The sequence below is a fragment of the Achromobacter sp. NCFB-sbj8-Ac1-l genome (genome assembly GCF_052695805.1).
Genome location: NZ_CP199812.1, coordinates 2441195 through 2463984 on the forward strand (window position 1 = coordinate 2441195; position 22790 = coordinate 2463984).

20 protein-coding genes are annotated in these 22790 nt (G+C 68.6%); 10 read left to right on the plus strand and 10 right to left on the minus strand.

From position 1 onward, the window contains the following. Nucleotides 1–81: 81 nt before the first annotated feature. Nucleotides 82–2460: a type II secretion system secretin GspD gene (gspD, locus tag ACUDP5_RS11255; RefSeq protein WP_445658789.1), complete on the plus strand. Its 2379-nt coding sequence runs from the start codon at nt 82–84 to the stop codon at nt 2458–2460. Continuing rightward, the gene (gene gspE, locus ACUDP5_RS11260) at nt 2457–3884 is read left to right on the plus strand and encodes a type II secretion system ATPase GspE (protein WP_445658790.1); all 1428 of its coding nucleotides are present in this window, start codon (nt 2457–2459) and stop codon (nt 3882–3884) included. The genes gspD and gspE overlap by 4 nt, the downstream gene beginning before the upstream one ends. An 87-nt stretch (nt 3885–3971) precedes the next feature. On the opposite strand, the gene gspN is transcribed toward gspE, so the two are convergent. From gspN to ACUDP5_RS11305, 9 genes are all read right to left on the minus strand, one after another. Continuing rightward, nucleotides 3972–4727, minus strand: a complete 756-nt coding sequence (gene gspN, locus ACUDP5_RS11265; RefSeq protein WP_263911933.1) for a type II secretion system protein N — start codon at nt 4725–4727, stop codon at nt 3972–3974. Further along, nucleotides 4727–5314 (minus strand): type II secretion system protein M, encoded by a 588-nt coding sequence (locus ACUDP5_RS11270; RefSeq protein ID WP_263911934.1) that lies wholly within the window; start codon nt 5312–5314, stop codon nt 4727–4729. The genes gspN and ACUDP5_RS11270 overlap by 1 nt, the downstream gene beginning before the upstream one ends. After that, the gene (gene gspL, locus ACUDP5_RS11275) at nt 5311–6303 is read right to left on the minus strand and encodes a type II secretion system protein GspL (protein ID WP_445658791.1); all 993 of its coding nucleotides are present in this window, start codon (nt 6301–6303) and stop codon (nt 5311–5313) included. The genes ACUDP5_RS11270 and gspL overlap by 4 nt, the downstream gene beginning before the upstream one ends. Next, on the minus strand, nt 6300–7244 hold the full coding sequence (gene gspK, locus ACUDP5_RS11280; RefSeq protein ID WP_445658792.1) for a type II secretion system minor pseudopilin GspK: 945 nt from the start codon (nt 7242–7244) through the stop codon (nt 6300–6302). Before gspK ends, gspL begins: the two co-directional genes overlap by 4 nt. Then, nucleotides 7241–7882 carry a prepilin-type N-terminal cleavage/methylation domain-containing protein gene (locus ACUDP5_RS11285; protein ID WP_445659156.1) on the minus strand — a complete coding sequence of 214 codons (642 nt, stop codon included), beginning with the start codon at nt 7880–7882 and terminating at the stop codon, nt 7241–7243. The genes gspK and ACUDP5_RS11285 overlap by 4 nt, the downstream gene beginning before the upstream one ends. Nucleotides 7883–7941: 59 nt before the next feature. Beyond that, complete coding sequence (gene gspI / locus ACUDP5_RS11290; protein WP_445658793.1) at nt 7942–8340, minus strand: type II secretion system minor pseudopilin GspI; 399 nt, start codon at nt 8338–8340, stop codon at nt 7942–7944. Continuing rightward, nucleotides 8327–8815: a type II secretion system minor pseudopilin GspH gene (gene gspH, locus ACUDP5_RS11295; protein ID WP_263911939.1), complete on the minus strand. Its 489-nt coding sequence runs from the start codon at nt 8813–8815 to the stop codon at nt 8327–8329. The genes gspI and gspH overlap by 14 nt, the downstream gene beginning before the upstream one ends. Then, a complete protein-coding gene (gene gspG, locus ACUDP5_RS11300) occupies nt 8787–9158 on the minus strand; it encodes a type II secretion system major pseudopilin GspG (RefSeq protein ID WP_232786570.1) in 372 nt (123 codons plus the stop codon). Before gspG ends, gspH begins: the two co-directional genes overlap by 29 nt. A 132-nt stretch (nt 9159–9290) precedes the next feature. After that, a complete protein-coding gene (locus ACUDP5_RS11305; RefSeq protein WP_445658794.1) occupies nt 9291–9737 on the minus strand; it encodes a hypothetical protein in 447 nt (148 codons plus the stop codon). A gap of 207 nt (nt 9738–9944) precedes the next feature. Between ACUDP5_RS11305 and ACUDP5_RS11310 the strand changes: the two genes are divergently transcribed. The 4 genes from ACUDP5_RS11310 (at nt 9945) to ACUDP5_RS11325 (ending at nt 16567) form a co-directional block, all read left to right on the plus strand. Beyond that, nucleotides 9945–11903: a PhoX family protein gene (locus tag ACUDP5_RS11310; protein ID WP_445658795.1), complete on the plus strand. Its 1959-nt coding sequence runs from the start codon at nt 9945–9947 to the stop codon at nt 11901–11903. 229 nt (nt 11904–12132) lie between these two features. Further along, nucleotides 12133–14133, plus strand: a complete 2001-nt coding sequence (locus tag ACUDP5_RS11315) for an alkaline phosphatase family protein (RefSeq protein ID WP_445658796.1) — start codon at nt 12133–12135, stop codon at nt 14131–14133. Nucleotides 14134–14154: 21 nt separating this feature from the next. Continuing rightward, nucleotides 14155–14340: a hypothetical protein gene (locus ACUDP5_RS11320; RefSeq protein ID WP_263911947.1), complete on the plus strand. Its 186-nt coding sequence runs from the start codon at nt 14155–14157 to the stop codon at nt 14338–14340. A 37-nt stretch (nt 14341–14377) separates the two neighbouring features. Next, on the plus strand, nt 14378–16567 hold the full coding sequence (locus tag ACUDP5_RS11325; protein ID WP_445658797.1) for a phosphocholine-specific phospholipase C: 2190 nt from the start codon (nt 14378–14380) through the stop codon (nt 16565–16567). 25 nt (nt 16568–16592) lie between these two features. On the opposite strand, the gene ACUDP5_RS11330 is transcribed toward ACUDP5_RS11325, so the two are convergent. Further along, nucleotides 16593–17501, minus strand: coding sequence for a LysR family transcriptional regulator (locus ACUDP5_RS11330; RefSeq protein WP_263911950.1), 909 nt, complete (start codon nt 17499–17501; stop codon nt 16593–16595). 154 nt (nt 17502–17655) lie between these two features. On the opposite strand from ACUDP5_RS11330, the gene ggt reads away from it, so the two are divergent. From ggt to ACUDP5_RS11350, 4 genes are all read left to right on the plus strand, one after another. Then, the gene (gene ggt, locus ACUDP5_RS11335) at nt 17656–19284 is read left to right on the plus strand and encodes a gamma-glutamyltransferase (RefSeq protein WP_263911952.1); all 1629 of its coding nucleotides are present in this window, start codon (nt 17656–17658) and stop codon (nt 19282–19284) included. Between the two features lie 35 nt (nt 19285–19319). After that, nucleotides 19320–20834: an ABC transporter substrate-binding protein gene (locus ACUDP5_RS11340; RefSeq protein WP_445658798.1), complete on the plus strand. Its 1515-nt coding sequence runs from the start codon at nt 19320–19322 to the stop codon at nt 20832–20834. Between the two features lie 132 nt (nt 20835–20966). After that, on the plus strand, nt 20967–21911 hold the full coding sequence (locus tag ACUDP5_RS11345) for an ABC transporter permease (RefSeq protein ID WP_263911956.1): 945 nt from the start codon (nt 20967–20969) through the stop codon (nt 21909–21911). Beyond that, the gene (locus ACUDP5_RS11350; protein WP_445658799.1) at nt 21908–22786 is read left to right on the plus strand and encodes an ABC transporter permease; all 879 of its coding nucleotides are present in this window, start codon (nt 21908–21910) and stop codon (nt 22784–22786) included. Before ACUDP5_RS11345 ends, ACUDP5_RS11350 begins: the two co-directional genes overlap by 4 nt. Nucleotides 22787–22790: the final 4 nt, after the last annotated feature.

Below are 22790 nucleotides of genomic sequence, written 5' to 3' on the forward strand. Positions count from 1 at the left end.
TAGTGTTGCAGTGTCACCCCGTATACTCCGACGCGCTTTCACGTCTTTTCACATGTCTTCACGTCTCAGGCACATCTCGTCATGCGTCACATCGCGCAGTTCAGCCTTGCGGTCTTGCTCGCGGCAAGCCAACTCGGACCCACGGCCAGCCAGGCCTATGCTCAACAGGCAGACAATCGCGTCAGCCTGAATTTCGTGGACACGGATATCCCGGCCGTGCTGCGTGCGCTGTCGCTGTTCACCAAGCGCAATTTCCTGGTCGATCCCCGGGTCAAGGGCAAGCTCACGCTGGTGTCGGACCGGCCCGTCGATAGCGGGCAGGCCTTGTCGATGCTGACGGGCGCGCTGCGGCTGCAAGGCTTTGCGATTGTCGAGGTGGACGGTGTGACGCGGGTGGTGCCGGAAGCCGATGCCAAGCTGCAGGGCAGCGCGGTGGTGGGCGATCCGCGGCCGGCAGCGCCCGCGGGCGGCGCGGGCAAGGGCGCGGTGCCGGTGTCGACGTTTGCGCGTGGCGCTTCGGGCAACAGCGGCGAGATGCTGACGCGGGTGTTTCCGTTGAAGTACGAGAATGCGGCGAACCTGGTGCCGGTGTTGCGCCCGATGGTGCCGCCGAACAACCCGATCAATGCGTATCCGGGCAACAACACGCTGGTGGTGACGGACTACGCGGACAACCTGGACCGCATCGCGGCGGTGATCGCGCGGATCGACGTGCCCAGTTCGATCGACACGGACGTGGTGCCGGTGCGTTCGGGCATTGCGTCGGATATCGCAGTGCTGGCGTCGCAATTGCTGGACACGCAAAGCAACGACCCCACGCAGCGCATCGCGGTGGTGGCGGACCCGCGCAGCAACAGCGTGCTGGTGCGCGCGGGCAGCCCGGCGCGCACGCGCCTGGCGCGCGACCTGATCCTGAAGCTGGATGCGCAGCAGAACCGCGCGGGCAATTTGCACGTGGTGTACATGCGCAACGCCCAGGCCACGCGCATCGCGGAAGTGCTGGGCGGCCTGCTGGCCGGCCAGGCCAATGCCGCGCCCGGCGCCAACCCGGCGGGCGGCAATGCCGGCGGCGCGCAGACGGGCGGCAACCGGACGCAGCAGGCCACGGGCAGCAGCACGGGCAACAACGGCCTGGGGCTGTCGGGTTCGACCGGCGCGTCCGGGTCGTCCAAGGGCGGCATGTCGGGCGACCAGGAACGCATCGCGCGCGACGAGACCGGCAACCAGGCGGTGTCGTATTCGGCGGGCGGCGCCACCATCCAGGCGGACCCGGCCACCAACTCGCTGATCATCTCGGCGCCGGAACCCTTGTACCGCAGCCTGCGTGAAGTGATCGACCAGCTCGACCAGCGCCGCGCGCAGGTGCTGGTGGAAAGCCTGATCGTCGAAGTGAGCGAAGATGCCGCGGCGGAATTCGGCATTCAGTGGATGACGGGCGCGGGCAACATCAACAGCGGCGGCACGAGCTTCATTGGCGGCACCAACCTGGGCGGCAGCGGCCTGTCGGGCAAGGGCCCGACGTCGATCGACGCGCTGGGCGGCGGCCTGAGCCTGGGCGTGGTCAAGGGCACGGTGGACGTGCTGGGCAACAAGGTGATCAACCTGGGCGTGCTGGCGCGCGCCATGCAGAACACGGGCCAGGCCAACATCCTGTCCACGCCGAACCTGCTGACGCTGGACAACCAGTCGGCCAGCATCCTGGTGGGCAAGACGGTGCCGTTCGTGACGGGGCAGTACGTCACGTCGGGCAGCAATGGCAGCTCGAATCCGTTCCAGACCATTGAACGCGAGGACGTGGGCCTGAAGCTGAACATCCGACCGCAGGTGTCGGAAGGCGGTTCGGTCAAGCTGGACATCTACCAGGAAGTCAGCAGCATCGATGAAAGCCGTTCGACGGCCACCACCGGCATCGTGACGAACAAGCGCGCCATCGACACCAGCGTGCTGGTCGACGACGGCGAGATCATCGTGCTGGGCGGCCTGCTGGAAGAGAACGTGACGGTCACGTCGAACAATGTGCCGGGCCTGAGTTCGATTCCCGTGCTGGGCGAGCTGTTCAAGTACGAAAGCCGCAAGCGCACCAAGACCAACCTGATGGTGTTCCTGCGGCCTTACGTGGTGCGCGACGCCAACCGCAGCGCCGCCGTCACGCTGGATCGCTACGATTACATGCGCCGCGCCCAGGCGGCCACGCAGCCGGGCAACCACTGGCTGCTGCCGGATGCGCAGGCGCCGATGCTGCCGCCGGCCGGCGCCGGTGCGGGCTCGGTGTCCAACAACGTGTACGACTTCCGCGGCGGCCAGCCGGCCCAGGCCGCGCGGCCGGCGGCGGCCAGCGTGCAGTCGTTCGCGGTGCGGCAATATCCCGACCTGGTGCAGACAGGCAATGCGTCGGTGCCGATTCGTGCCCCCCGGCCGCTGGCTGCGAGCGTGGCGCGCGACCTGTCGTCGCTGCAATGAGCGCGCACCCCTTGCCCTATGCCTGGGCCCGCGCCCAGCGGGCGGTGCTGTCGCTGCGCGCGGGCCATGCGCAACTGACGGTCAGCCCGCGCACGCCGGAATGGGCGGTGCGCGAGATCCGGCGCTGCCATGGCGATATCGCGGTGACGCAGGTGGAGGACGAGGCGCTGGAAACGTTGCTGGCCGCGGCCTACAGCCACGCCGAGGACGCGGCATCGGTGATGGGCGTGGCCGAAAACGAGATCGACCTGGACCGCCTGCTGCAGGACATGCCCGAAGTGGCGGACCTGCTGGACGCGCAGGACGACGCGCCGGTGATCCGGATGATCAACGCGCTGTTCGCGCAGGCCGCGCGCGACGGCGCCAGCGACATCCACATCGAACCGTTCGAGACGCATTCGGTGGTGCGCTACCGGGTGGACGGCACGTTGCGCGACGTGGTGTCGCCGCGCAAGGCGCTGCACGCGGCGCTGATTTCGCGGATCAAGATCATGGCGCACCTGGACATCGCCGAAAAGCGCTTGCCTCAGGACGGCCGCATCGCGCTGCGGGTGGGCGGCCGGCCGATCGACATCCGCGTGTCCACGCTGCCCACCGGACACGGCGAACGCGCGGTGCTGCGCCTGCTGGACAAGGAGGCCGGCCGGTTGCGGCTGGAAAAGCTGGGCATGGCGCCCGGCGTGCTGGGCCAGCTGGACCGGCTGATCCGCCAGCCGCACGGCATCGTGCTGGTGACCGGGCCGACAGGCAGCGGCAAGACCACCACGCTGTACGCCGCGCTGAGCCGGCTGGATGCGTCCACCAGCAACATCCTGACGGTGGAAGACCCGATCGAATACGACCTGCCGGGCATCAGCCAGACGCAGGTCAACGCCAAGATCGACATGAGTTTCGCGCTGGCGCTGCGGGCCATTTTGCGGCAGGACCCGGACGTGATCATGATCGGCGAAATCCGCGACCTGGAAACGGCGCAGATCGCGGTGCAGGCCTCGCTGACGGGCCACCTGGTGCTGGCCACGCTGCACACCAACGACGCGGTGTCGGCCGTGACCCGGCTGACGGACATGGGGGTGGAGCCCTTCCTGCTGTCCTCGTCGTTGCTGGGCGTGCTGGCGCAGCGGCTGGTGCGCAAGCTGTGTCCGGCGTGCAAGAAGCCGTCGATGCAGGATGGCGTGCGGGTGTTCCACCCGGTCGGCTGTGACGCCTGCAACCACACGGGCTACAGCGGCCGCTCGGGTATCCACGAGCTGTTCACGGTGGACGACGAGGCGCGCAGGCTGATCCACGAAGGCAGCGACGAGCGCGAACTGCGCCGCGCGGCCAGCGCTGCGGGCATGTTCAGCATGCGTGAGGATGGCGCGCGCTGGGTGGAAAGCGGCGACACCTCGCCAGAAGAAATCCTGCGGGTGACGCGGGACGCCTGAAGCCCGCGCGGCGAGAAGGCACGAGGCCCGCACGGCGGGGCGGCACGCGCCGGGGCGTGCCGGGCCGGGCCCCGCCAGCCCGGCGCCTTAATTTCCCGTGCCGAACGCCACCGTATCGCCGCTGCGCCGGCCCAACGTGGACATCAGGCCGTCCAGCGCGGCGCGGTCGGCCTCGCTGGCCGACGGGGCGAACGTGGCCTGGCCCGTGAAGCGCACGCCGCGCGCGCTGGCGCTGCCCTGGCCGGTGACGGCCAGCGGGCCGTTTTCGGTGGTCAGCGCCAGCGTGGCGCCGGACTTGCCGTTGCCGCGGATCTTCAGCAGATAGGTGCCCACGGGCGACACACGCGTGAGCGCCGTGCCGGCATCGCGCCAGCGCAGGTCGGCCAGCGGCGCCTCGGGCAGGTTGCCGCCCAGGCGCAGGGCCTGCCAGTTGATCTCGATCGTGCCTTCGGGCGCCAGCGTGTTCCAGGGCGCGCCCAGCGCGGGCAGCGCCGTGGCCGGCAGGCGCAGCGATTGGGCCGACAGCGTGACGCCGGTCCAGCCCACGCCTGCGCGCAACGGCCCTTGCAGCCAGGGGTGCGACAGTTCCAGCGTCATCGACGACCAGCGCCATTGCCAGTGCAGCGCCTGCGGCAGCAGGCGGCGTGCGCCGGGCGGGCCCAGCGCGATCCAGGCGCTGCCGTTCCAGAGGGTGCCGGCGGCGTCGGCCAGCGTGACCGGTGCGTCGGCGGGCAGCAGCGCCAGCAGCCAGCGCGCAGGCAGCACGGCGGCGGCCGCCGCCAGCGCACAGGCGCCGCAGGCCAGTGCCAGACCGGTGCGCTTGGGCAAACGAGGCAGACGCATCAGGATCGGGCCTTGCGTGCCGGCAGCGCCAGCGTGAGGCTGCCGTTGACCAGCCCCGGCAACGGGCGGCCATTGGCGTTGGCGGCGCGGGTCAGGTCCACGTCCTTGACGGTCAGGCCCCAGTCACCGGCGGCGTTTTCCAGCCAGCGCAGCAGGGCCGACGACGGGATGTCGGTCAGGGCCAGCGTGACGCTGTCGCCCTGGCCCGGGTGGTCCAGCTTCCAGTGGTCGGCCGGCAGGCCCGCGCGTTCCAGGCTGGCGCCGATGTCGGTCGCGGTGGGCAGCGTGGCGGCGGGCGCGGCGGCCTTGCCGCGCAAGGCGGCTGCCTGCGCGGCCAGGTCGGCCACGGAAGCCGCCTGCGTGCGCAGCAGGGGCAGTTCATCGCGCAGCTTGCGCGTGGTGTCCAGCGCCGGCTCGATCAGTACGGTGAAGACCACCACCGCACCGAGCAACGCGCCGGCCGCGTTGACGAGGCGGCGTTCGCGCGGGGCCAGGGCCAGGTAGCGCTGGCGGGCGCGGTCGGCGGCGGGCGCCAGGGGTTTGCGGACGGCGCGCCAGGCGGCGTCAAGGCGTTCAAGGGGCGTCATGGTTGGCTGCGCGTGATGCGCCAGGTGTTGTCGTTGTCGCCGCGTTCCAGCTTCAGGCCTTGTGCGGCCGCTTGCTGGACCAGCGCGGGGGTTTCGGCCACGCGTTGGGCGGTGGGGCCGGCGTCGGCCAGTTGCAGGGTCAGGACCTGGTCGGCATAGGTCAGCCGCGCGACCTTGTCGGCGGCAAAGGGCAGGGTCTGCGCCGCGGCGCGGGCCAGAGGCAGGAAGTCGCCCGCGCTGGCGGCGCCGCGATGGTCGCGCAGCGCGTCCAGGCCTTGCCGGGCCTGGCGGGCCGGGTCCAGCACCACGGGAATGTCCGGGAACGCGGCCAGCACCTGGCGGCGCATGCCGTCGCGCAGGGACTGGGCCTCTCCGCGCAACTGCGCGGCGTGCAGGTTCAAGCCGCCGATCCAGACCACGGCGGCCGCCGCACCCCAGCGCCAGACGGGGCGCCAGCGCGACACGCGTGCGGGTGCCAGCTGCGGCATGGCCAGCGACCAGGACGGCGACGGCGCCCGCCAGCGCGGGTCGGCGGGGTCGCGCAGCGGTGTGGCGTCGTCGGGCGCCAGGGTCTGCGGCGCAATCAAGGCATGGGCGCGCAGGCCGTGCGTGTTCAAGAGGCTCCAGGCGCGGCGCACCGGCTCGCGCGCCGCCCAGGCCAGCGGCACCGAGCCGTCGGCGGCGCGCGGGCCGTGGCCGATCGCCAGGTCGTCCAGGTCGCTCAGCACCAGGGGTTCGAGCGCGCTGCGCACCGCGGCGCCAAAGCGTGCGCGCGCCACGGCGGGCACCTGCACGGTGGCGGCGATGACGTCGCCGGGATGCAGCACCGCTTCGCAAGCGGCTTGCGGATAGGCCTGGCCCAGGGCCGCCAGCGTCAGTTCACCGCGGCGCGCGCAATTGCCGCGGCGGTCGAACCACGCAAAGGGCAGGGGCGAGCCGGGGCCGAATTCGGCCAGGGGGGGCAGCGCGATGCGCAAGGAATTCTTCAAGGATTTTCTCGTGTCCAGAGGGTGTCGGGTGCGGCGGGCGGGGCGCTGCGTATCAGCGCCTGCATGGATACCCGGGCCCGTTCGTAGGCGACCACGCCGTTGGCCATGAACCAGCCGCTGGCGGTGACGACGGCCGGCGCCGGGGCTTTCACGCCCGTGGCGGCGAGCCGGTTGGCGAAGTCGCCACTGTTGTTGAACCAGTTGCCGCGATCGCGTTCGCCGGTGATGGCGCGGGCCTGGCTGAGCGACAGGCCCGGCACCAGCGCGGCGATGACTTCCGGCGGCGCGGTGTTGACGTTGATATTGGTGGCCAACGGCAGCACGGTCATGGTGCGGCGCAGTTCGTCGCGCACCGCGGGTTCCAGCCCCAGCAGCGCGGCCACGTCGTCGATGCCGCGCGGCTGCGGCGCCCGGGCATCCGGGGTCTGGCCGCCCTGGGCCGGCGTGGGCGCGTCGGCCGGCTGCGCGGGCGGCTGGCTGGCCGCGATGATGTCGAGCATGCGCGCGGCCAGCGCGTCGGGCAGGCGCAGGCTGGCCAACAGGCGCCGCAGCACCTGTTCCTGTTCGGGCTGCGGCACGCCGTGGCTGGCCAGGTTGCTCAGGTTGTACTTGCCTTGCTCGTCCTGCACGCGGCCGGAGAACACCGCGACGCGGTCGTCGCCGGGGCGCTCGATGCGGGTGTCGAGTATGGGCGTGGCCCAGATCTGGTCGCCGCGGGTGGTGGATTCGCGTTTGCCATGATCGCGGATCACGAGGCGGGCCCAGTCGATGCCGCCGGCCAGCATCATGCGCGCCTGCACCCGCGCCATTTCGTTTTCGACGCGGCGCGTGCTGGCGGTCTGGCGCTGGAACAGGCTGGTGGTCAGCGCGGCGACGATGGCGACGATGATCAGCGCGCTGATGACGGCGGCGCCGCGTTCGCGCGGGCGGGGCGCGTTCATGGCAGCTCCAGGATGCGGCTGTAGCGGCGGGTGTCGCCGCCCGCGCCGCGGTCCAGCGCGATCTCGATGCCGCTGGGCGTAGCCGAAAACGGCGAGCGCGTATCCATCCAGCCGGCGCCGGGCACCCAGCCGCGCAGCACCAGCGCGCGCACGCCGGGCAGGAGCCGCACGCCGTCGCCCACGGGGGGCAGCGGCGCCTGCTCGGCCGACGCACCGCTGGCGCGCCACAGGCCGTCCTTGCGCACGGACCATTGGACGCGCTGCCAGCGGCCGTTGCCGTCCGGGTCGGGGCGCAGGATTTCCAGCGTCTGCGCGCCGGCGGTGCCAGGCAAGAGGCGGATGCCGCTGGTGAAGACGCGCGCATCGATGCCGGGCGCGGCGAACGACGGGCCGTTATAGGCGAGTTCGGCGTCGCGCCCCAGCTGGCCCAGCGTGCGCACGATGGCGTCGGTGTCTTCGGCCTGCTGCGAGATCCACTCGCGCGCGCTGGACACGCTTTCCAGGCCGCGCCAGGCCATGAGGCTGACCAGCGCCATCAGCGCCAGGGCCACCAGCACCTCGATCAGGGTAAAGCCGGCTTCGGCGCGGTGGCGGTGCAGCGCCTGGCGCGGGCACTGGCGCGGCAGCGCGGGCGGCATCGGATGCGGCATCGGGCGCGATATCGGACGCGGTTTGCGGCCCCGCGGGTGGTGCAGATTCATCGCAGGCTCGACAACAGGCCGTCCAACTGCAGCAGGACGCCGCCGTCCGCCTGGTCGCGCACCTTGACCGACACCTGGCGAAAACTGCGGCTGAGCGAATTGGTGAATGCCAGCTCGCAGCGCAGCGCCAGCCCACCCTGGGGGCAGGGCACGGTCTGCGTGCCTGCGCGCGGCAGCGTCTGCTCCAGCCGCAGCTGGGTCAGCGCATTCTGCGCGGCCAGCAGCGCCAGCGTCTTGTCCTGCAGCGCGCGGTTGTTGGCGGCCATGACGCCGGTGGCGCGCAGGGCCGCGCCCATCGCGACCGCGATGATGGCCAGCGCCACCAGCACTTCGATCAGGGTGAAGCCGCGCTGGCGCCGACGTTGCCGCGAGGTGACGAATTCAGCGGATGTCATAGTGTCCCGAGGCGTCGCGCGACAGCGTCACGAGCGATTCGCCGGCCCGCAGCTGCAGGCTGAACGGATCGGCCACCCACTCGGTATTGAAGATCAGCGGGCGGTTCGGGTTCAGCCGCAGTTGCACGGGCCCGGCCAGCCAGGCGCGCGGGCGCAGCGCATCGTCGCGTTCCAGCGTGTCCACGGGCAGCGTCACGTCTTCCTCGGCGGTGGGCGAATCGCCGCGGCCCTGGCGTTCGAACGACCAGCCGCCGCTGGCGGGCAGCCAGCGTATCGGCCGGCCGTCGCTGCGAGCTTCGCTCTGGGCCACGGTAAAGGCGTCGGCCAGGCGCTGCGCGTCGTCGCGCAGCGGATCAGGCCCCTTGCCGATGGACAGGCTGACCATGCTGGCGCCAATGGCAACGATCACCAGCACCACCAGGACTTCGACTAGCGTGAAGCCGCGTTCAGAGTTCCCACGAACCGATGTCGGCATCACCGCCTTCTCCCCCGGGCTTGTTGTCGGCGCCGAACGAGAACACATCGATATCGCCCTTGACGCCCGGGCTCAGGTATTGATAGGGATGGCCCCAGGGGTCGTTGGGCAGCTTGTCCAGGTAGCCGCGCCAGTTGGACGCGCCTTCGGGCTTTTCCACCAGCGCGCGCAGGCCCTGGGCGGTGGTGGGGTAGCGGCCGTTGTCCAGCCGGTACAGCTTGAGCGCCTGCATGATGCCGCCGATATCCTGGCGCGCCGCCACCTGGCGGGCCTGGTCGGGGCGGTCGAGCACGCGCGGAACGATCAGGGCCGCCAGAATCCCCATGATCACGATGACCACCATGATCTCGATCAGGGTGAAACCCTGCTGGCGAGCAGGCCCACGCGATGACTGACGCACTTTACAACTCCGGTCTTTCAGTAGAAGCGGAGGATTGTGGACATGAAATATGACAGCAATATGAGCCTGGCGCGCTCACTTGGCGACGCGGGCGATGCTGTCCGCGGGGGCCGGGAACACTGGCGCCGCCAGGCGGCTGGCGCGGCCGCCTTGCTCGACCGTGATGGCGTCGGCGCTGATCTCTTTCAAGAGAATCCCCGGCGCGACTTCATCGCCCACGCGCCAGGCCAGGGGCGGACCGCCGTCGACGCTGAAGACGGCGGCGCCGTCCGTGCCCGCGGCGATCACGCCCAGCACGCTGATCTGCGTGCGCATCACTTCATCGCGGCCGAACCAGAGCGCCACCGGCGTGTTGTCGGCGGCGCGCGGCGCGGGGGCCGACAGGGCAGGGGGCAAGGGGCCGGGGCGCGGGGCCAGCAGCACCGCGCCCCAAACGCCCAGGCCGGCGGCCAGCGCCAGCACGGCCAGCACACGAAGCGCGGCGGGCGCGGCGGGAGGAGACAAACGCAGAGACAAGGGCATGGATGGCAAGGCGAAAGGCGAACAAGGCGTGCAAACAGGAATGCGCCCGACTATAGCGGCCCATCATGACAAGTCCGCGATAGCGCCGCGCCATTCCTTTCAGGCGGCAGACGGCGCGCTGTCATCAAGCTTAAATGCCACCTGTCTAGCATGCGTGCACGCTGCGGCCAAGCACCGCGGCACCGACCCCTCCCACAGGAAACAACGATGCAAGACACGACACACGCCAACCGCCGCCGACTTCTGAAAATGCTGGGCGGCGCGCCGATGCTGCCGCTGGGCGGCGTGAGCATGGCCGCGCTGCTGGCGGGCTGTAATTCCAGCGACGATGATGATGACAACGCCGTCGTCACGCCCGGCGATCCGCCCGCGGCCAACGTCACGTTCAAGTCCGCTTCGTTCACGTCGATGCCCGCTCCCTCGCTGGCCAGCCCGGAACTGATGGCGCGCACGACGGTAGGCTCGTCGATGGTGCTGACGTTCAGCGACGGCTCGACCCGCAAGGTCGACCTGGGCTACGAACAATTCTTCATGACCGGCGACTCGGTGCCGGACGGCAAGGGCGGCAGCATCATCGCCGGCGCCTATTTCAACAATGCCGGCGCGCCCATCATGGACAACTCGGTGCCCGCCAAGGCCCGCCAGTTCTTCTCGAACTGCCCCGACGGCATGTCGCTCCTGAAGCTGGAAGCGCCCACCGTGCCGGGCGTCAACGGCAACACCGTGTTTGCCGTGGTGCAGTTCGAATACCAGTCGATGGACCAGGCCGGCGCCGACATGTACGGCCGTCTGCCGTCGCCGATTGCCGTGCTGACCCTGGCGCAGGACCCGGCCACCGGCAAGCTCAGCCTGGTCAAGTACAGCAACGTCGACACCTCGCCGGTGAATGGCCTGTGGATCACCTGCGGCGCCAGCCTGTCGCCCTGGAACACGCACCTGTCCAGCGAAGAGTACGAACCCGACGCCACCGTCGCCAAGACGCAGGCGCAGTTCCAGGCCTACAGCCAGAACCTGTTCAACGACCCCAACAAGGCCAACCCCTACCACTACGGCCACATGCCGGAAGTGACGGTGAACCCGGACGGCACCGGCAGCATCAAGAAGCACTACTGCATGGGCCGCATCTCGCACGAGCTGGTGCAGATCATGCCTGACCAGCGCACCGCGCTGATGGGCGACGACGCCACCAACGGCGGCCTGTTCATGTTCGTAGCCGACCGCAAGGCCGACCTGTCGTCGGGCTCGCTGTACGTGGCCAAGTGGACGCAGACCTCGGGCACCGGCCCGGGCGCCGGCACGCTGACCTGGATCAACCTGGGCCACGCCACCAGCGCCGAAGTCAAGGAACTGGCCGACCAGCTGACCGCCGCCGATATCATGGACGTGCGCAAGACGGACCCGGCCGACAACACCTTCACCAAGATCCGCTTCAGCGGCGCCGACAACTGGGTCAAGCTGATGCCGGGCCGCCGCCAGGCTGCCGCCTTCCTGGAAACCCACCGCTACGCCGCGCTGGTCGGCGGCACGCTGGGCTTTACCAAGATGGAAGGCACCACCGTCAACGCCAAGGACAAGATCGCCTACAGCGCCATGTCGCGCATCGAAAGCTCGATGGTCGACGGCACGGTGGCCGGCATGAAGGTCACGGCCAACTCGGCCGGCGCCGTCTACCAGTTGCACCTGAAGGCCGGCCAGGTCGACACCAACGGCCAGGCCATCGACAGCGAATGGGTACCGGTGGACATGGCCGCCGTGGCCGAACTGGTCGGCGCGCCGATCTCGCCGGTCGACGAGCTGGGCAATACCCACAACGCCGACAAGATCTCCAACCCCGACAACCTGAAGTTCTCGGAAAAGCTGCGCACGCTGTTCGTGGGCGAAGACAGCGGCGGCCACGTCAACAACTTCCTGTGGGCCTATAACGTCGACACCAAGGTGCTGTCGCGCCTGTTGTCGTGCCCGGTGGCGGCCGAATCCACTGGCCTGCAGGCGGTGGACGAGATCAACGGCTGGACCTACATCACCAGCAACTTCCAGCACGCCGCCGACTGGGGCAGCGTGCACGCCAAGGTGCGGCCCACGCTGGAACCGCTGGTCAAGGCCAACTACAAGGACGGCTTCGGCGCATCGGTGGGCTACTTGACCGGTGTGAAGATCGGCAGTTGACCAGGCTGTGCCGAGCTGGGCGGACGCGGCGCGCAACACGCCGCGTCCGCTTGTCGGAAAGGACCCAGGGACCGGCACGCCGGTCCCTTTGCATTGTTTCGGTCTGTGTCGCATCAGAAAAAAATCCTGATCCGTCGATCAGCGATTCCTGTCTTTGCTTCATGCGTCGTTCACCTTGCGAAGCCACTATGTGGGCCACCCACAAAGCGGGTTTCGAAAGGGAAAGAACATGCAGGTAATGAAGTGGAAGCGCTGGTGCGCGGCCCTGGCCGCCCTGGGCGCGCTGGCCGGCTGCGGCGGCGATGACAAGAGCGACGACGATGCGGCGACACCGCCGCCGCCCGCGACGCAGCCCGGCGCGGGCTCGGCCGCCAAGGTGTTGTTCATCGGCATGGACGGCCTGACGTATGACGCCTACCGCCAGGGCGTGGCGGACAAGTCCTTGCCCGGCCTGGCGCAATTGACCGTGACGCGCAGCTGGACCGGCGGCGTGACCGGTGGCGTCACGCAACAGCCCACGCTGCTGGTGCCGGGCTGGACCACGCTGCTGACCGGCCAGTGGGCCGATCAGCATGGCGTGCGCAGCAACGCGGCCGGCCAGGCGCCCAAGACGCCGACGCTGTTCCAGCGCGTCAAGACGGCCAAGCCCGCCGCGCGCACGGCGGCGGCCTTCAATTCGACGCTGCTGGCCAGCCTGGCCGGCAACGACCGCGCCGCCGGCTATCTGCAAAGCCTGACCGACTGTGCCGGCGTGGACGATTGCGTCGCCAGCCAGGCACGTGATCGCATCACCGAAGGCTATGACGTGGTGGTGGCGCAGTTCGGCGCCGCCGAGACCGCGGCGCAGGCCGGCAGCTTCGGCCCCGCCTACCAGGCCACCCTGCGCCAGACGGACGCCGCCCTGGGCGCGTTGCTGGCCCAGGTGGCCGCCCGCCGCGCGGACCATCCGGAAGAGAACTGGCTGGTGGTGGTGGCCTCCAGCCACGGCCTGGACCGCACCGGCGGCAGCGATGGCCTGCAGTTCTCGCCCAACAAGACCACGCTGCTGGCGATGAACCGGCAGCCGCTGCTGGGCGGCAGCGCCGACGACGCGTCGTTCGACGGCGTCTGGAACAGCGCCTGGTACGCCTTGCCCAGCGCGGCCGACGCCGCGCCCACCGTGCTGGCGCACCTGGGCGCCTTGCCGGCCGCCGGCCAGTACGACATGGCGGGCGCCGCCCTGACCGAATCGGTGGCCCTGCGCCGCGCCGCCAGCCGCACGTCCATGGACAACAAGACCGTTTCGCTCAGCTGGACCCGCGTCGGGGTGCCGGTCGGCGACATCGTGATTGCCCGCGATGGCAAGGAACTGGCGCGCCTGCCGGGCACGGCCACCGACTATGCCGACACCGCCTTCTCGTTCACCACCGAAGGCGTGCACGAACTGAACTACACCATCTCGGTGGGTGGCGCCGTCACGGCCGTGCGCGCCACGGTCGTGTACACGGCGCCGGTGCCGCTGTTGCCGTCGCTGCGTACCGGTCTGACGATGCTGTTCCCGTTCGAAGGCGACGTGACCGACAAGGCCGCGGGCGGCGGGGCGATCACGCCGTACGACGGCGTCCAGGCGCCGGCCTTCGCCAACCAGGGCGTGTTCGGCAAGATGTTCCAGAACCAGCGCACGGCCGACCCGCTCGGTGCGTTCAAGCTGGACTATCCGGCGGGCCTGCTCGACACCGTCTCGGCCTTCACCATCGGCTTCTGGTATCAGTCCGATGGCACTGCCAACGACCGCTCCATCCTGGGCAACAAGGACTACAACTCCGGCGGCAATCCCGGCATCACCATCGCCCAGTGGGCCGGCCCCGAGCTGCGCTTCAACCTGGCCGGCGGCGCGCGGGTCGACATCAACGGCGTGAAGTTCACGCCCAACAAGCCGATCTACGTGGCCATGGCCATCAACAAGACCGCCAAGACCATGACGGCCTACGTCTATGACCCGGAGCTGGGTTTCACCAGCCGGTCGACGCCGACCGGCACGGTCGACCTGACCAGGATCGCCGGCGTGTTCGGCCCGCACCTGGGCCTGAACGAAGACGGCAAGGGCACCTACGGCGTGTGCTGCGCCGGCACCAAGGGCCCGTACACCATGTATTTCGACGACCTGGCGTTCTGGTCGCGCGCGCTGACCGAAGCCGAAGTGCGCTCGCTGGCCCTGTCCGGCAAGTCCGTTTCCGAACTGTTCCCCTGATGTCCCAAGGATAGACACACCATGACTACTTCCCCGATCTTGCGCGCGTTCCTGCGCCTGGGCGCGGTGCTGATGATCGCCGCCACCCTGACCGCCTGCGGCGGCGACAAGGACGACGACAGCGACAGCGGCAGCGGCGCCCCGGGCGGCCAGCAGCCCGAGACGCCCACCCAGCCCGTCAAGCCCCAATTGCGTTGCGCGCCCTGACAGCGGCGCCCCCATCAGAATTCAAGGAATAGCCCCTGTGACGTCCGAAAAAGACCCCATCCACGCCGGCAAGCGCCGCTTCCTGCGCAACGCCGCCGCCTCGACCGCCGGCCTGACCGCCTTGTCGATGTTCCCGCCGGCCATCCGCCGCGCGCTGGCGATTCCCGCCAACAACCGCACCGGCACCATCAACGACGTCGAGCACGTGGTCATCCTGATGCAGGAAAACCGCTCGTTCGACATGTACTTCGGCACGTTCAAGGGCGTGCGCGGCTTTGGCGACCGCATCACCGTGCCGCTGCCGCAGAACCGCTCGGTCTGGGAACAGACCAACGGCACCCGCGTGGTGCTGCCGTATCACCTGGACAGCACCAAGGGCAACGCCCAGCGCGTGTCCGGCACGCCGCACGATTACGTGGATGCCCAGAACGCCTGGGATGGCGGCCGCCTGTATCAATGGCCGCGCTACAAGCAGAACCAGTCGATGGGCTACTACACCCGGCAGGAACTGCCGTTCCAGTTCGCGCTGGCCGAGGCCTTCACGCTGTGCGATGCCTACCACTGCTCTTCGCATGGGGGCACCAACACCAACCGCCTGTTCCATTGGACCGGCACCAACGATCCGCTGGCGCTGGGCAACGGCCCGTCCACCCGCAACCAGTGGGACGACCTGGGCGCCTCGACCATCGGCTGGACCTGGAAGACCTACCCGGAGCGTCTGCAGGAAGCCGGCGTGACCTGGAAGGTGTACCAGAACCTGCCCGAGAACTTCGGCGACAACCCGCTGGCCGGTTTCCGCCAGTACCGCAAGGCCAACGAGTTGGCCGGCAATGGCACCGACGGCTCGCCGTACCCCGCCTGGACGCCGGCCATGGATGCCACCAACCCGCTCTACAAAGGCACGGCCAACACCATGCCGGACGGCGGCTTCCTGCAGGCGTTGCGTGACGACGTGACCAACGGCAGCCTGCCGCAGATCTCGTGGATCGTGGCTCCCGCCACGTATTCCGAACACCCCGGCCCGTCGAGCCCGGTGCAGGGCGCCTGGTACATCCAGGAAACGCTGAACGCCTTGACCGCCAACCCGGACGTCTGGAGCAAGACGGTGCTGCTGGTGAACTTCGACGAAAACGACGGCTACTTCGATCACGTGCCGTCGCCCGCCGCGCCTTCGCTCAATCCGGACGGCTCGATGGCCGGCGACTCCACCGTCAATACCGACATGGAACGCCATACGCGGCCGTCGTACACCCCGGCCGGTGCGGTGCTGGACGCCGCCGACAACCGCGTCTACGGCCCCGGTCCGCGCGTGCCGATGTACATCGTGTCGCCCTGGAGCCGTGGCGGCTGGGTCAATTCCCAGGCGTTCGACCACACGTCGGTGCTGCGTTTCCTGGAAGCGCGGTTCGGCGTGCCCGAAAAGAACATCAGCCCGTGGCGCCGCGCGGTGCTGGGCGACCTGACCTCGGCCTTCAATTTCGCCACGCCCAACAATGAACAGCTGCCCGACCTGACCCTGCTCACGCGGGCCGGTGCCGACCAGACACGTGCCGACCAGCAGGCCCTGCCGGCCGTGCCGCTGCCCGATACGACCACCCAGGCCAAGCCTAAGCAGGAAACCGGCGTGCGGTTTTCGCGCGCCTTGCCCTATGAACTGCACACCAGCGGCCGCGCCCAGCCGGGCACCAGCGCCATGTGGCTGGTGTTCGCCAATACCGGCACGGCCACCGGCGTGTTCCAGGTCTACGACCGCCTGCACCTGGACCGCCTGCCGCGCCGCTACACGGTCGAACCGAACAAGCAGCTCCAAGGCAGCTGGGACGTGGCCGCCGACGGCGGCAAGTACGACCTGTGGGTGATGGGCCCGAACGGCTATCTGCGTCACTTCGCGGGGGACCTGGCGCTGGCTCGCAGCGAGCAGCTCGATGCCGAGATCCGCGTCTGCTACGACGTGGCCAATGGCGACGTCTACACCAGCTTCATCAACAGCGGCAAGAAGCCGGTCACCTTCGTCATCACGCCCAACGCCTACTACACCAATAATGAGAAGTGGACGTTGACGGTGCCGGCGGGCAGCCAGGTGGAACAGTCGTGGGCCCTGAAGGCCAGCGGCGCCTGGTACGACTTCACGGCGCGCCTGAACGAAGACCCCGCCTACCTGCGTCGCTTTGCCGGCCGGGTGGAAACGGGCAAGCCGTCGGTCACCGATCCGGCGATGGGGCTGTAAAACCTGCCCCGGCCTGGCGTTGCCGTCAGGCTGGGGCCGCCCCTTGGGGCTCGCGGGCCCGGAAGGCCGTGGCGCAGGCCTCGCAGATGGCCGCCGTGATGCCCTGGCGCGCATGTTCGCGCCGTTCCAGCATGCCGATGGCCCGCGACATCGGGCCCAGGTCGTCAGGCAGGGGCAGGATGCGCAGTTCCGGGCTGGCATGCCAGTTCGAGCCGTTGATCAGCGGCAAGAGCGTCACGCCGACTTCCTGGCGCACCAGCTCTACCAGGGTCTCGATCGCGTTCAGTTCCAGGAACTCGTTCAGCGGCACCGCCAGGCGCCGCAGCAGCCGGTCGATCTGCAGCCCGGTGCGCTGGGTGCGGTCGAACCGCAAGAACGGGTTGCCCGCCAGCACCTGGCGCGCATCGCGCCCGGCGGCCGACGGCGGGGCGATCACCACCAGCGGTTCTTCGTAGAGCGGCACCCAGCGCGTGCTGGCCATCTTGCGGCCGGCTTCCACCAGGAATGCCGCGTCCAGCTCGCCGTCTTCGACCTTGCCGGCCAGCTCGCTGGCCTTGCCCGACAGAATCCGCACGTCCAGCTTGGGATGGGCCTTTTTCATGCCCGACACCACCTTGGACAGCGTGCCCATGCAGGACACGATGCTGCCTACCGACACCGACCCGGCCAGTTCGCCCGGCACCGTGCGCGGCAGCCGCATGCGGTCGTATAAATCGAGCAAGTGCTTGATTTCCGGTAGCAATTCCCGTCCGGCTGCGTTAAGAATGGCAAGACGCCCGCTGCGATCGAACAATTCACGCCCCAGTTCGGCCTCCAGCGAGCGCATCTGGAAGCTGACGGCGGCCTGCGTCAGGGCCACTTGCTCGGCGGCCTCGGAAAACGAGCCATGGTGGGCCACCGCCAGGAAGGTGCGCAGGAATCGGATGGTGCTCATAGGGGTGATTCCGGGGTTGAATCCGGGGGCAATCCGTGCCGAAAAGCCCGGGCTTGATTCACAAAAAAATCTTTTATGACGGAACAAAAAATCAAATTGATTTAATTAGACCACGAGAGTACCTTCGCGAGCTTACCTATCTGAGACTAGCGCCATGAAATCCTTCGACTGGGTCAACCCTTACCCCTCCGTCCGCATCCCGCTGTTCGCCCGCAACGTGGTGTCCACGTCGCATCCGCTGGCGGCCCAGGCCGGCCTGCGCATGCTGCTCAAGGGCGGCAACGCCGTGGACGCCGCCATCGCCGCGGCCGCCACCATCGTGCTGGTCGAACCGGTATCGTGCGGCCTGGGCGGCGACTGCTTCGCCATCGTCTGGGACGGCAAGGAACTGCATGGCCTGAATTCGTCCGGCGTGGCCCCGGCCGCCTGGAACGTCGAATACTTCAAGCGCAAGTACGGCACGGGCCCGGACGGCCTGGCCATCCAGCCCAAGCGCGGCTGGGACGCGGTGACGGTGCCCGGCGTGGTCGCCGGCTGGTCCGCACTGCACGAAAAGCTGGGCAAGCTGCCGTTCGAACAACTGTTCGAGCCCGCCATCGAAATCGCCGAGCGCGGCTATGCCGTGCCGCCGGTGGTGGCGCACAAATGGGCCGCTGCCGCCAACGAACTGAGCAGCCAGCCGGGCTACGCCCAGGCGTTCATGCCGGAAGGCCGCGCGCCCAAGGTCGGCGAACACTTCCGCTTCCCGGATGCCGCCAACACGCTGCGCCGCATTGCCGCCTCGCATGGCCGCGACTTCTATGAAGGCGAACTGGCCGAACGCATCGCCGCGTTCGCCAAGGAATGCGGCGGCGCCATGACGCTGGAAGACCTGCGCGGCTACCGCCCGGAATGGGTCAAGCCGATTTCCAAGTCGTACCGCGGCTACGAGCTGCATGAAATCCCGCCGAACGGGCAGGGCATCGCCGCGCTGATCGCGCTGGGCATCGTCGAACGCTTCGACATGGCCAGCCTGCCGGTTGACTCGGTGCAGTCGCAGCACGTGCAGATCGAAGCCATGAAGCTGGCTTTTGCCGACCTGTACAAGTACGTGGCCGACCCGCGCTCGATGGAAGTCACGCCCGAGCAGATGCTGTCCGACGACTACCTGGACAGCCGCGCCAAGCTGATCCGCCTGGACGGCGCCACCCACTTCGAAGCCGGCCGCCCGCACGCCGGCGGCACCGTCTACCTGACCGCCGCCGACGAAAACGGCATGATGATCTCGTTCATCCAGTCCAACTACATGGGCTTCGGCTCGGGCGTGGTGGTGCCGGGCACCGGCATCAGCATGCAGAACCGCGGCGTGGGCTTCTCGATGAATCCCCAGTCGGCCAACGTGGTCGAAGGCGGCAAGCGCCCGTTCCACACCATCATCCCGGGCTTTTTGACCCGCGGCGGCAAGCCGGTCATGAGCTTTGGCGTCATGGGCGGCGACATGCAGCCCCAGGGCCACCTGCAGACCGTCGTGCGCATGATCGACTACCACCAGAACCCGCAGGCCGCCTGCTGCGCGCCGCGCTGGAAGGTCAACCGCGATTTCACGCTGGATATCGAGACCAACATGAAGGCTTCCACTATTGCGGGCCTGAAAGACCTGGGGCATGCTTTGAAGTCGGTCGACGATCCTTACATGGACTTCGGCGCCGGCCAATTCATCTGGCGCATGTCCGAAAGCGACAACGAGCTGGGCTACGTTGCCGCCAGCGACAGCCGCCGCGACGGCCAGGCCGTCGGCTTCTGATGCACGGCAGTGCAGCCACAAGGGGAAAAACCACAATGAAACGCTTGACCATGACCTTCGGCGCCAGCGTGCTGGCGCTGGCCGCCGGCGCCGCCTGCGCCCAGAACATCCGGATCGGCCTGCAGGAAGATCCCGACGTCCTGGACCCGCACCGTGCGCGTACCTACGTCGGCCGCATCGTCTTCACCTCGCTGTGCGACAAGCTGGTGGACATCGATCCCAAGCTGCACTTCGTGCCGCAGCTGGCCACCTCGTGGTCGTTCAGCCCCGACAACAAGGTGCTGACCTTCAAGCTGCGCGAAGACGCGCTGTTCCACGACGGCAGCAAGTTCGACGCCGCGGCCGCCAAGGCCAACCTGGACCGTGCCATGACGCTGCCCGACAGCCTGCGCAAGGGCGAACTGGCCTCGGTCGAAAAGGTCGAGGCGCCCGACGCCTCCACGCTGGTGCTCACGCTCAAGCAGCCCGACGCCACGCTGCTGGCGCAGCTGTCCGACCGCGCCGGCATGATGCTGTCGCCCAAGACCTTCGCCGATCCCGATGTCGCGTCGGTGGGCCGCAAGCCGATCTGCTCGGGTCCGTACAAGTTCGTCGAACGCATCCAGAACGACCGCGTCGTGCTCGAAAAATTCGACCAGTACTACGACGCCAAGGACTACGCCTTCAAGCGCATCACCTTCCTGCCCATCCCGGACACCACCGTGCGCCTGTCGAACCTGCGCGCCGGCGACCTGGACATGCTCGAACGCCTGAACCCGTCCGACGCGCCGCAGGTCAAGACCGACGCCAGCCTGACCTTCGCGCCGGTGGCGGGCCTGGGCTTCCAGCAGTTCATGTTCAACGTGGGCAACGGCAAGCGCGCCGAAGACAACCCGTTCAAGAACAAGCTGGTGCGCCAGGCGTTCCAGCTGTCCATCGACCGCAACGCCATCAACGAGGTGGCAGGCGGCGGCATCTTCGAGCCGGCGCAGCAGCCGTTCCCGCCCGCCAGCCCCTACCACAGCGACAAGTTCCCCGTGACCAAGCGCGACGTCACCAAGGCGCGCGCGCTGCTCAAGCAGGCCGGCTTTGACCGCGTCAAGGCCGAGGTCATGTTCGGCAACAACACCACCACCTCGTCCGTGGCCGAAATGGTGCAGGCGATGGCATCGGAAGCCGGCTTCGACCTGTCGCTGCGGCCCACCGAATACGCGGCCCTGCAAAAGGAATCGGCCGGTGGCAACTTCCAGGTCGTGATGCTGGGCTGGTCGGGCCGGGTCGACCCGGACGGCAACATCCATTCGTTCGTGACCTGCAAGGGCGCCCTGAACGACGGCCATTATTGCAACCCGGAAGTCGACAAGCTGCTCAACGAGGCCCGCACGGTGCCGGATGAAGCCAAGCGCCGCGCCATCTACGACCAGGCCCAGGCGATCATCCAGGACGAACTGCCCGGGGTGTACAACTACTACCAGCCGTGGCCGTTCGCGCTGGGCAAGAAGGTCAAGGGCTTCGTGCCGTATCCGGACGGCATGATCCGCCTGAAGGGCGTGACGTTCGCACAGAAGTAAACGGGATGCGGCGGCTTGCCGCCGCGCCCGCCGGCCGCGCGTTTCGCGCGGCCGCTTGTTTCCCGCGGTGGCCGTGCGCCAAGCCTGACCGGCCCGGCTCCGTCCACCGCTTTTGTTCTACGGTTTTCCCACATGCTTAAACTCATCTTGCGCCGCGTGATCGTCGCGATACCGACCCTGATACTGGTGTCGATGATCGTCTTCATGCTGCAGAAAATCCTGCCCGGCGACGCGGTGCTGACCATGGCCGGCGAAGAGCGCGACCCGGCCGTGCTGGATTACCTGCGCGAAAAATACCGCCTGAACGACCCCTTGCCGATGCAGTACGTGGCCTGGGCCACCCAGGTGGTGCAGGGCGACCTGGGCAAGTCGCTGCGCACCGACGTGCCGGTCACCACGCTGATCGCCCAGAAGCTGCCCGTGACGCTGCAACTGGCGGCCATGGCGATGTTCTTCGCGCTGCTGGTGGGCATTCCCATGGGCATCCTGGCCGCGGTGCGCAAGGGCAAGCCCATCGAAATGGGCGCCAACATCGCGGCGCTGTCCGGCATGTCCATCCCCAATTTCTGGCTCGGCATCATCCTCATCATGGTAGTGTCGGTGCAATGGAAGCTGTTGCCGGCGTCGGGCTATGTGTCGCCGGCCGAAGACTTCTGGCTGTCGATCAAGACCATGCTGATGCCGGCGCTGGTGCTGTCCACGGCCATCGCCGCCTACCTGATGCGCCACACCCGCTCGGCCATGCTCGAAGCGCTGTCGGCCGACTACGTGCGCACGGCGCGCGCCAAGGGCGTGTCGCCGCGCCGGGTGGTGCTGCGCCACGCGCTGCGCAATGCGTTGATGCCCATCGTCACCCTGGTGACGCTGCTGTTCGGTGAATTGCTGGCGGGCGCCGTGCTGACCGAGCAGGTCTTCACCATTCCGGGGTTCGGCAAGCTGGTGGTCGACGCGGTGTTCACGCGCGACTACGCGGTGGTGCAGGGCGTGGTGCTCTGCGTCGCGGTGGGCTTCATCCTGATGAACCTGCTGGCCGACATCCTGTACATCCTGGTCAATCCCCGTCTGAGGCACGCATGAGCGCACTTCCTGCAACGGCCGCAGCCGTCACGCCGCCCCGCAGCCGCAACCGCGCCTGGGGCAAATTCAAACGCAACCACGTGGCCATGCTGGGCCTGGCCATCGTGCTGTTCTTCGTGCTGCTGGCTCTCTTGGCGCCGCTGATCGCCAACCACGATCCGTTCCAGACCAGCTTCACCACCATCCGCAAGGCGCCGTCGGCCTCGTATTGGCTGGGCACCGATGAACTGGGCCGCGACATCTTCAGCCGCATGGTCTTTGGTGCGCGCGCCTCGCTCATGGCCGGCCTGGTGTCGGTGCTGATCGCGCTGGCGGTCGGCGTGCCGTTCGGCCTGGCCGCCGGCTATTTCGGCGGCTGGACCGACAGCGTCATTTCCCGCGCCACCGAAGCCCTGCTGGCGATTCCGTTCCTGATCCTGGCCATCGCGCTGGCCGCCTTCCTGGGGCCCAGCCTGACCAACGCCATGATCGCCATCGGCGTGTCGGCCGCGCCCAAGTTCGTGCGGCTGACGCGCGGCCAGGTGCTGGCCGTCAAGAACGAAGACTACGTGCAGAGCGCCCGCGCGCTGGGCGCCTCCGACCTGCGCATCATCGCGCGGCACGTGTTTCCCAACGTCATGCCGCCGCTGATCGTGCAGGCCACCATCACCATCGCCACGGCCATCATCGCCGAGGCCAGCCTGTCGTTCCTGGGCCTGGGGCTGCAGCCGCCGAACCCGTCGTGGGGCTCGATGCTGAACACCGCCAAGAACTTCATGACCCAGGCGCCCTGGATGTCGATCTTCCCCGGATCGGCCATTTTCCTGGTGGTGCTGGGCTTCAATCTGCTGGGCGACGGGCTGCGCGACGCGCTGGATCCCCGTCAGGAAAAATGATCAC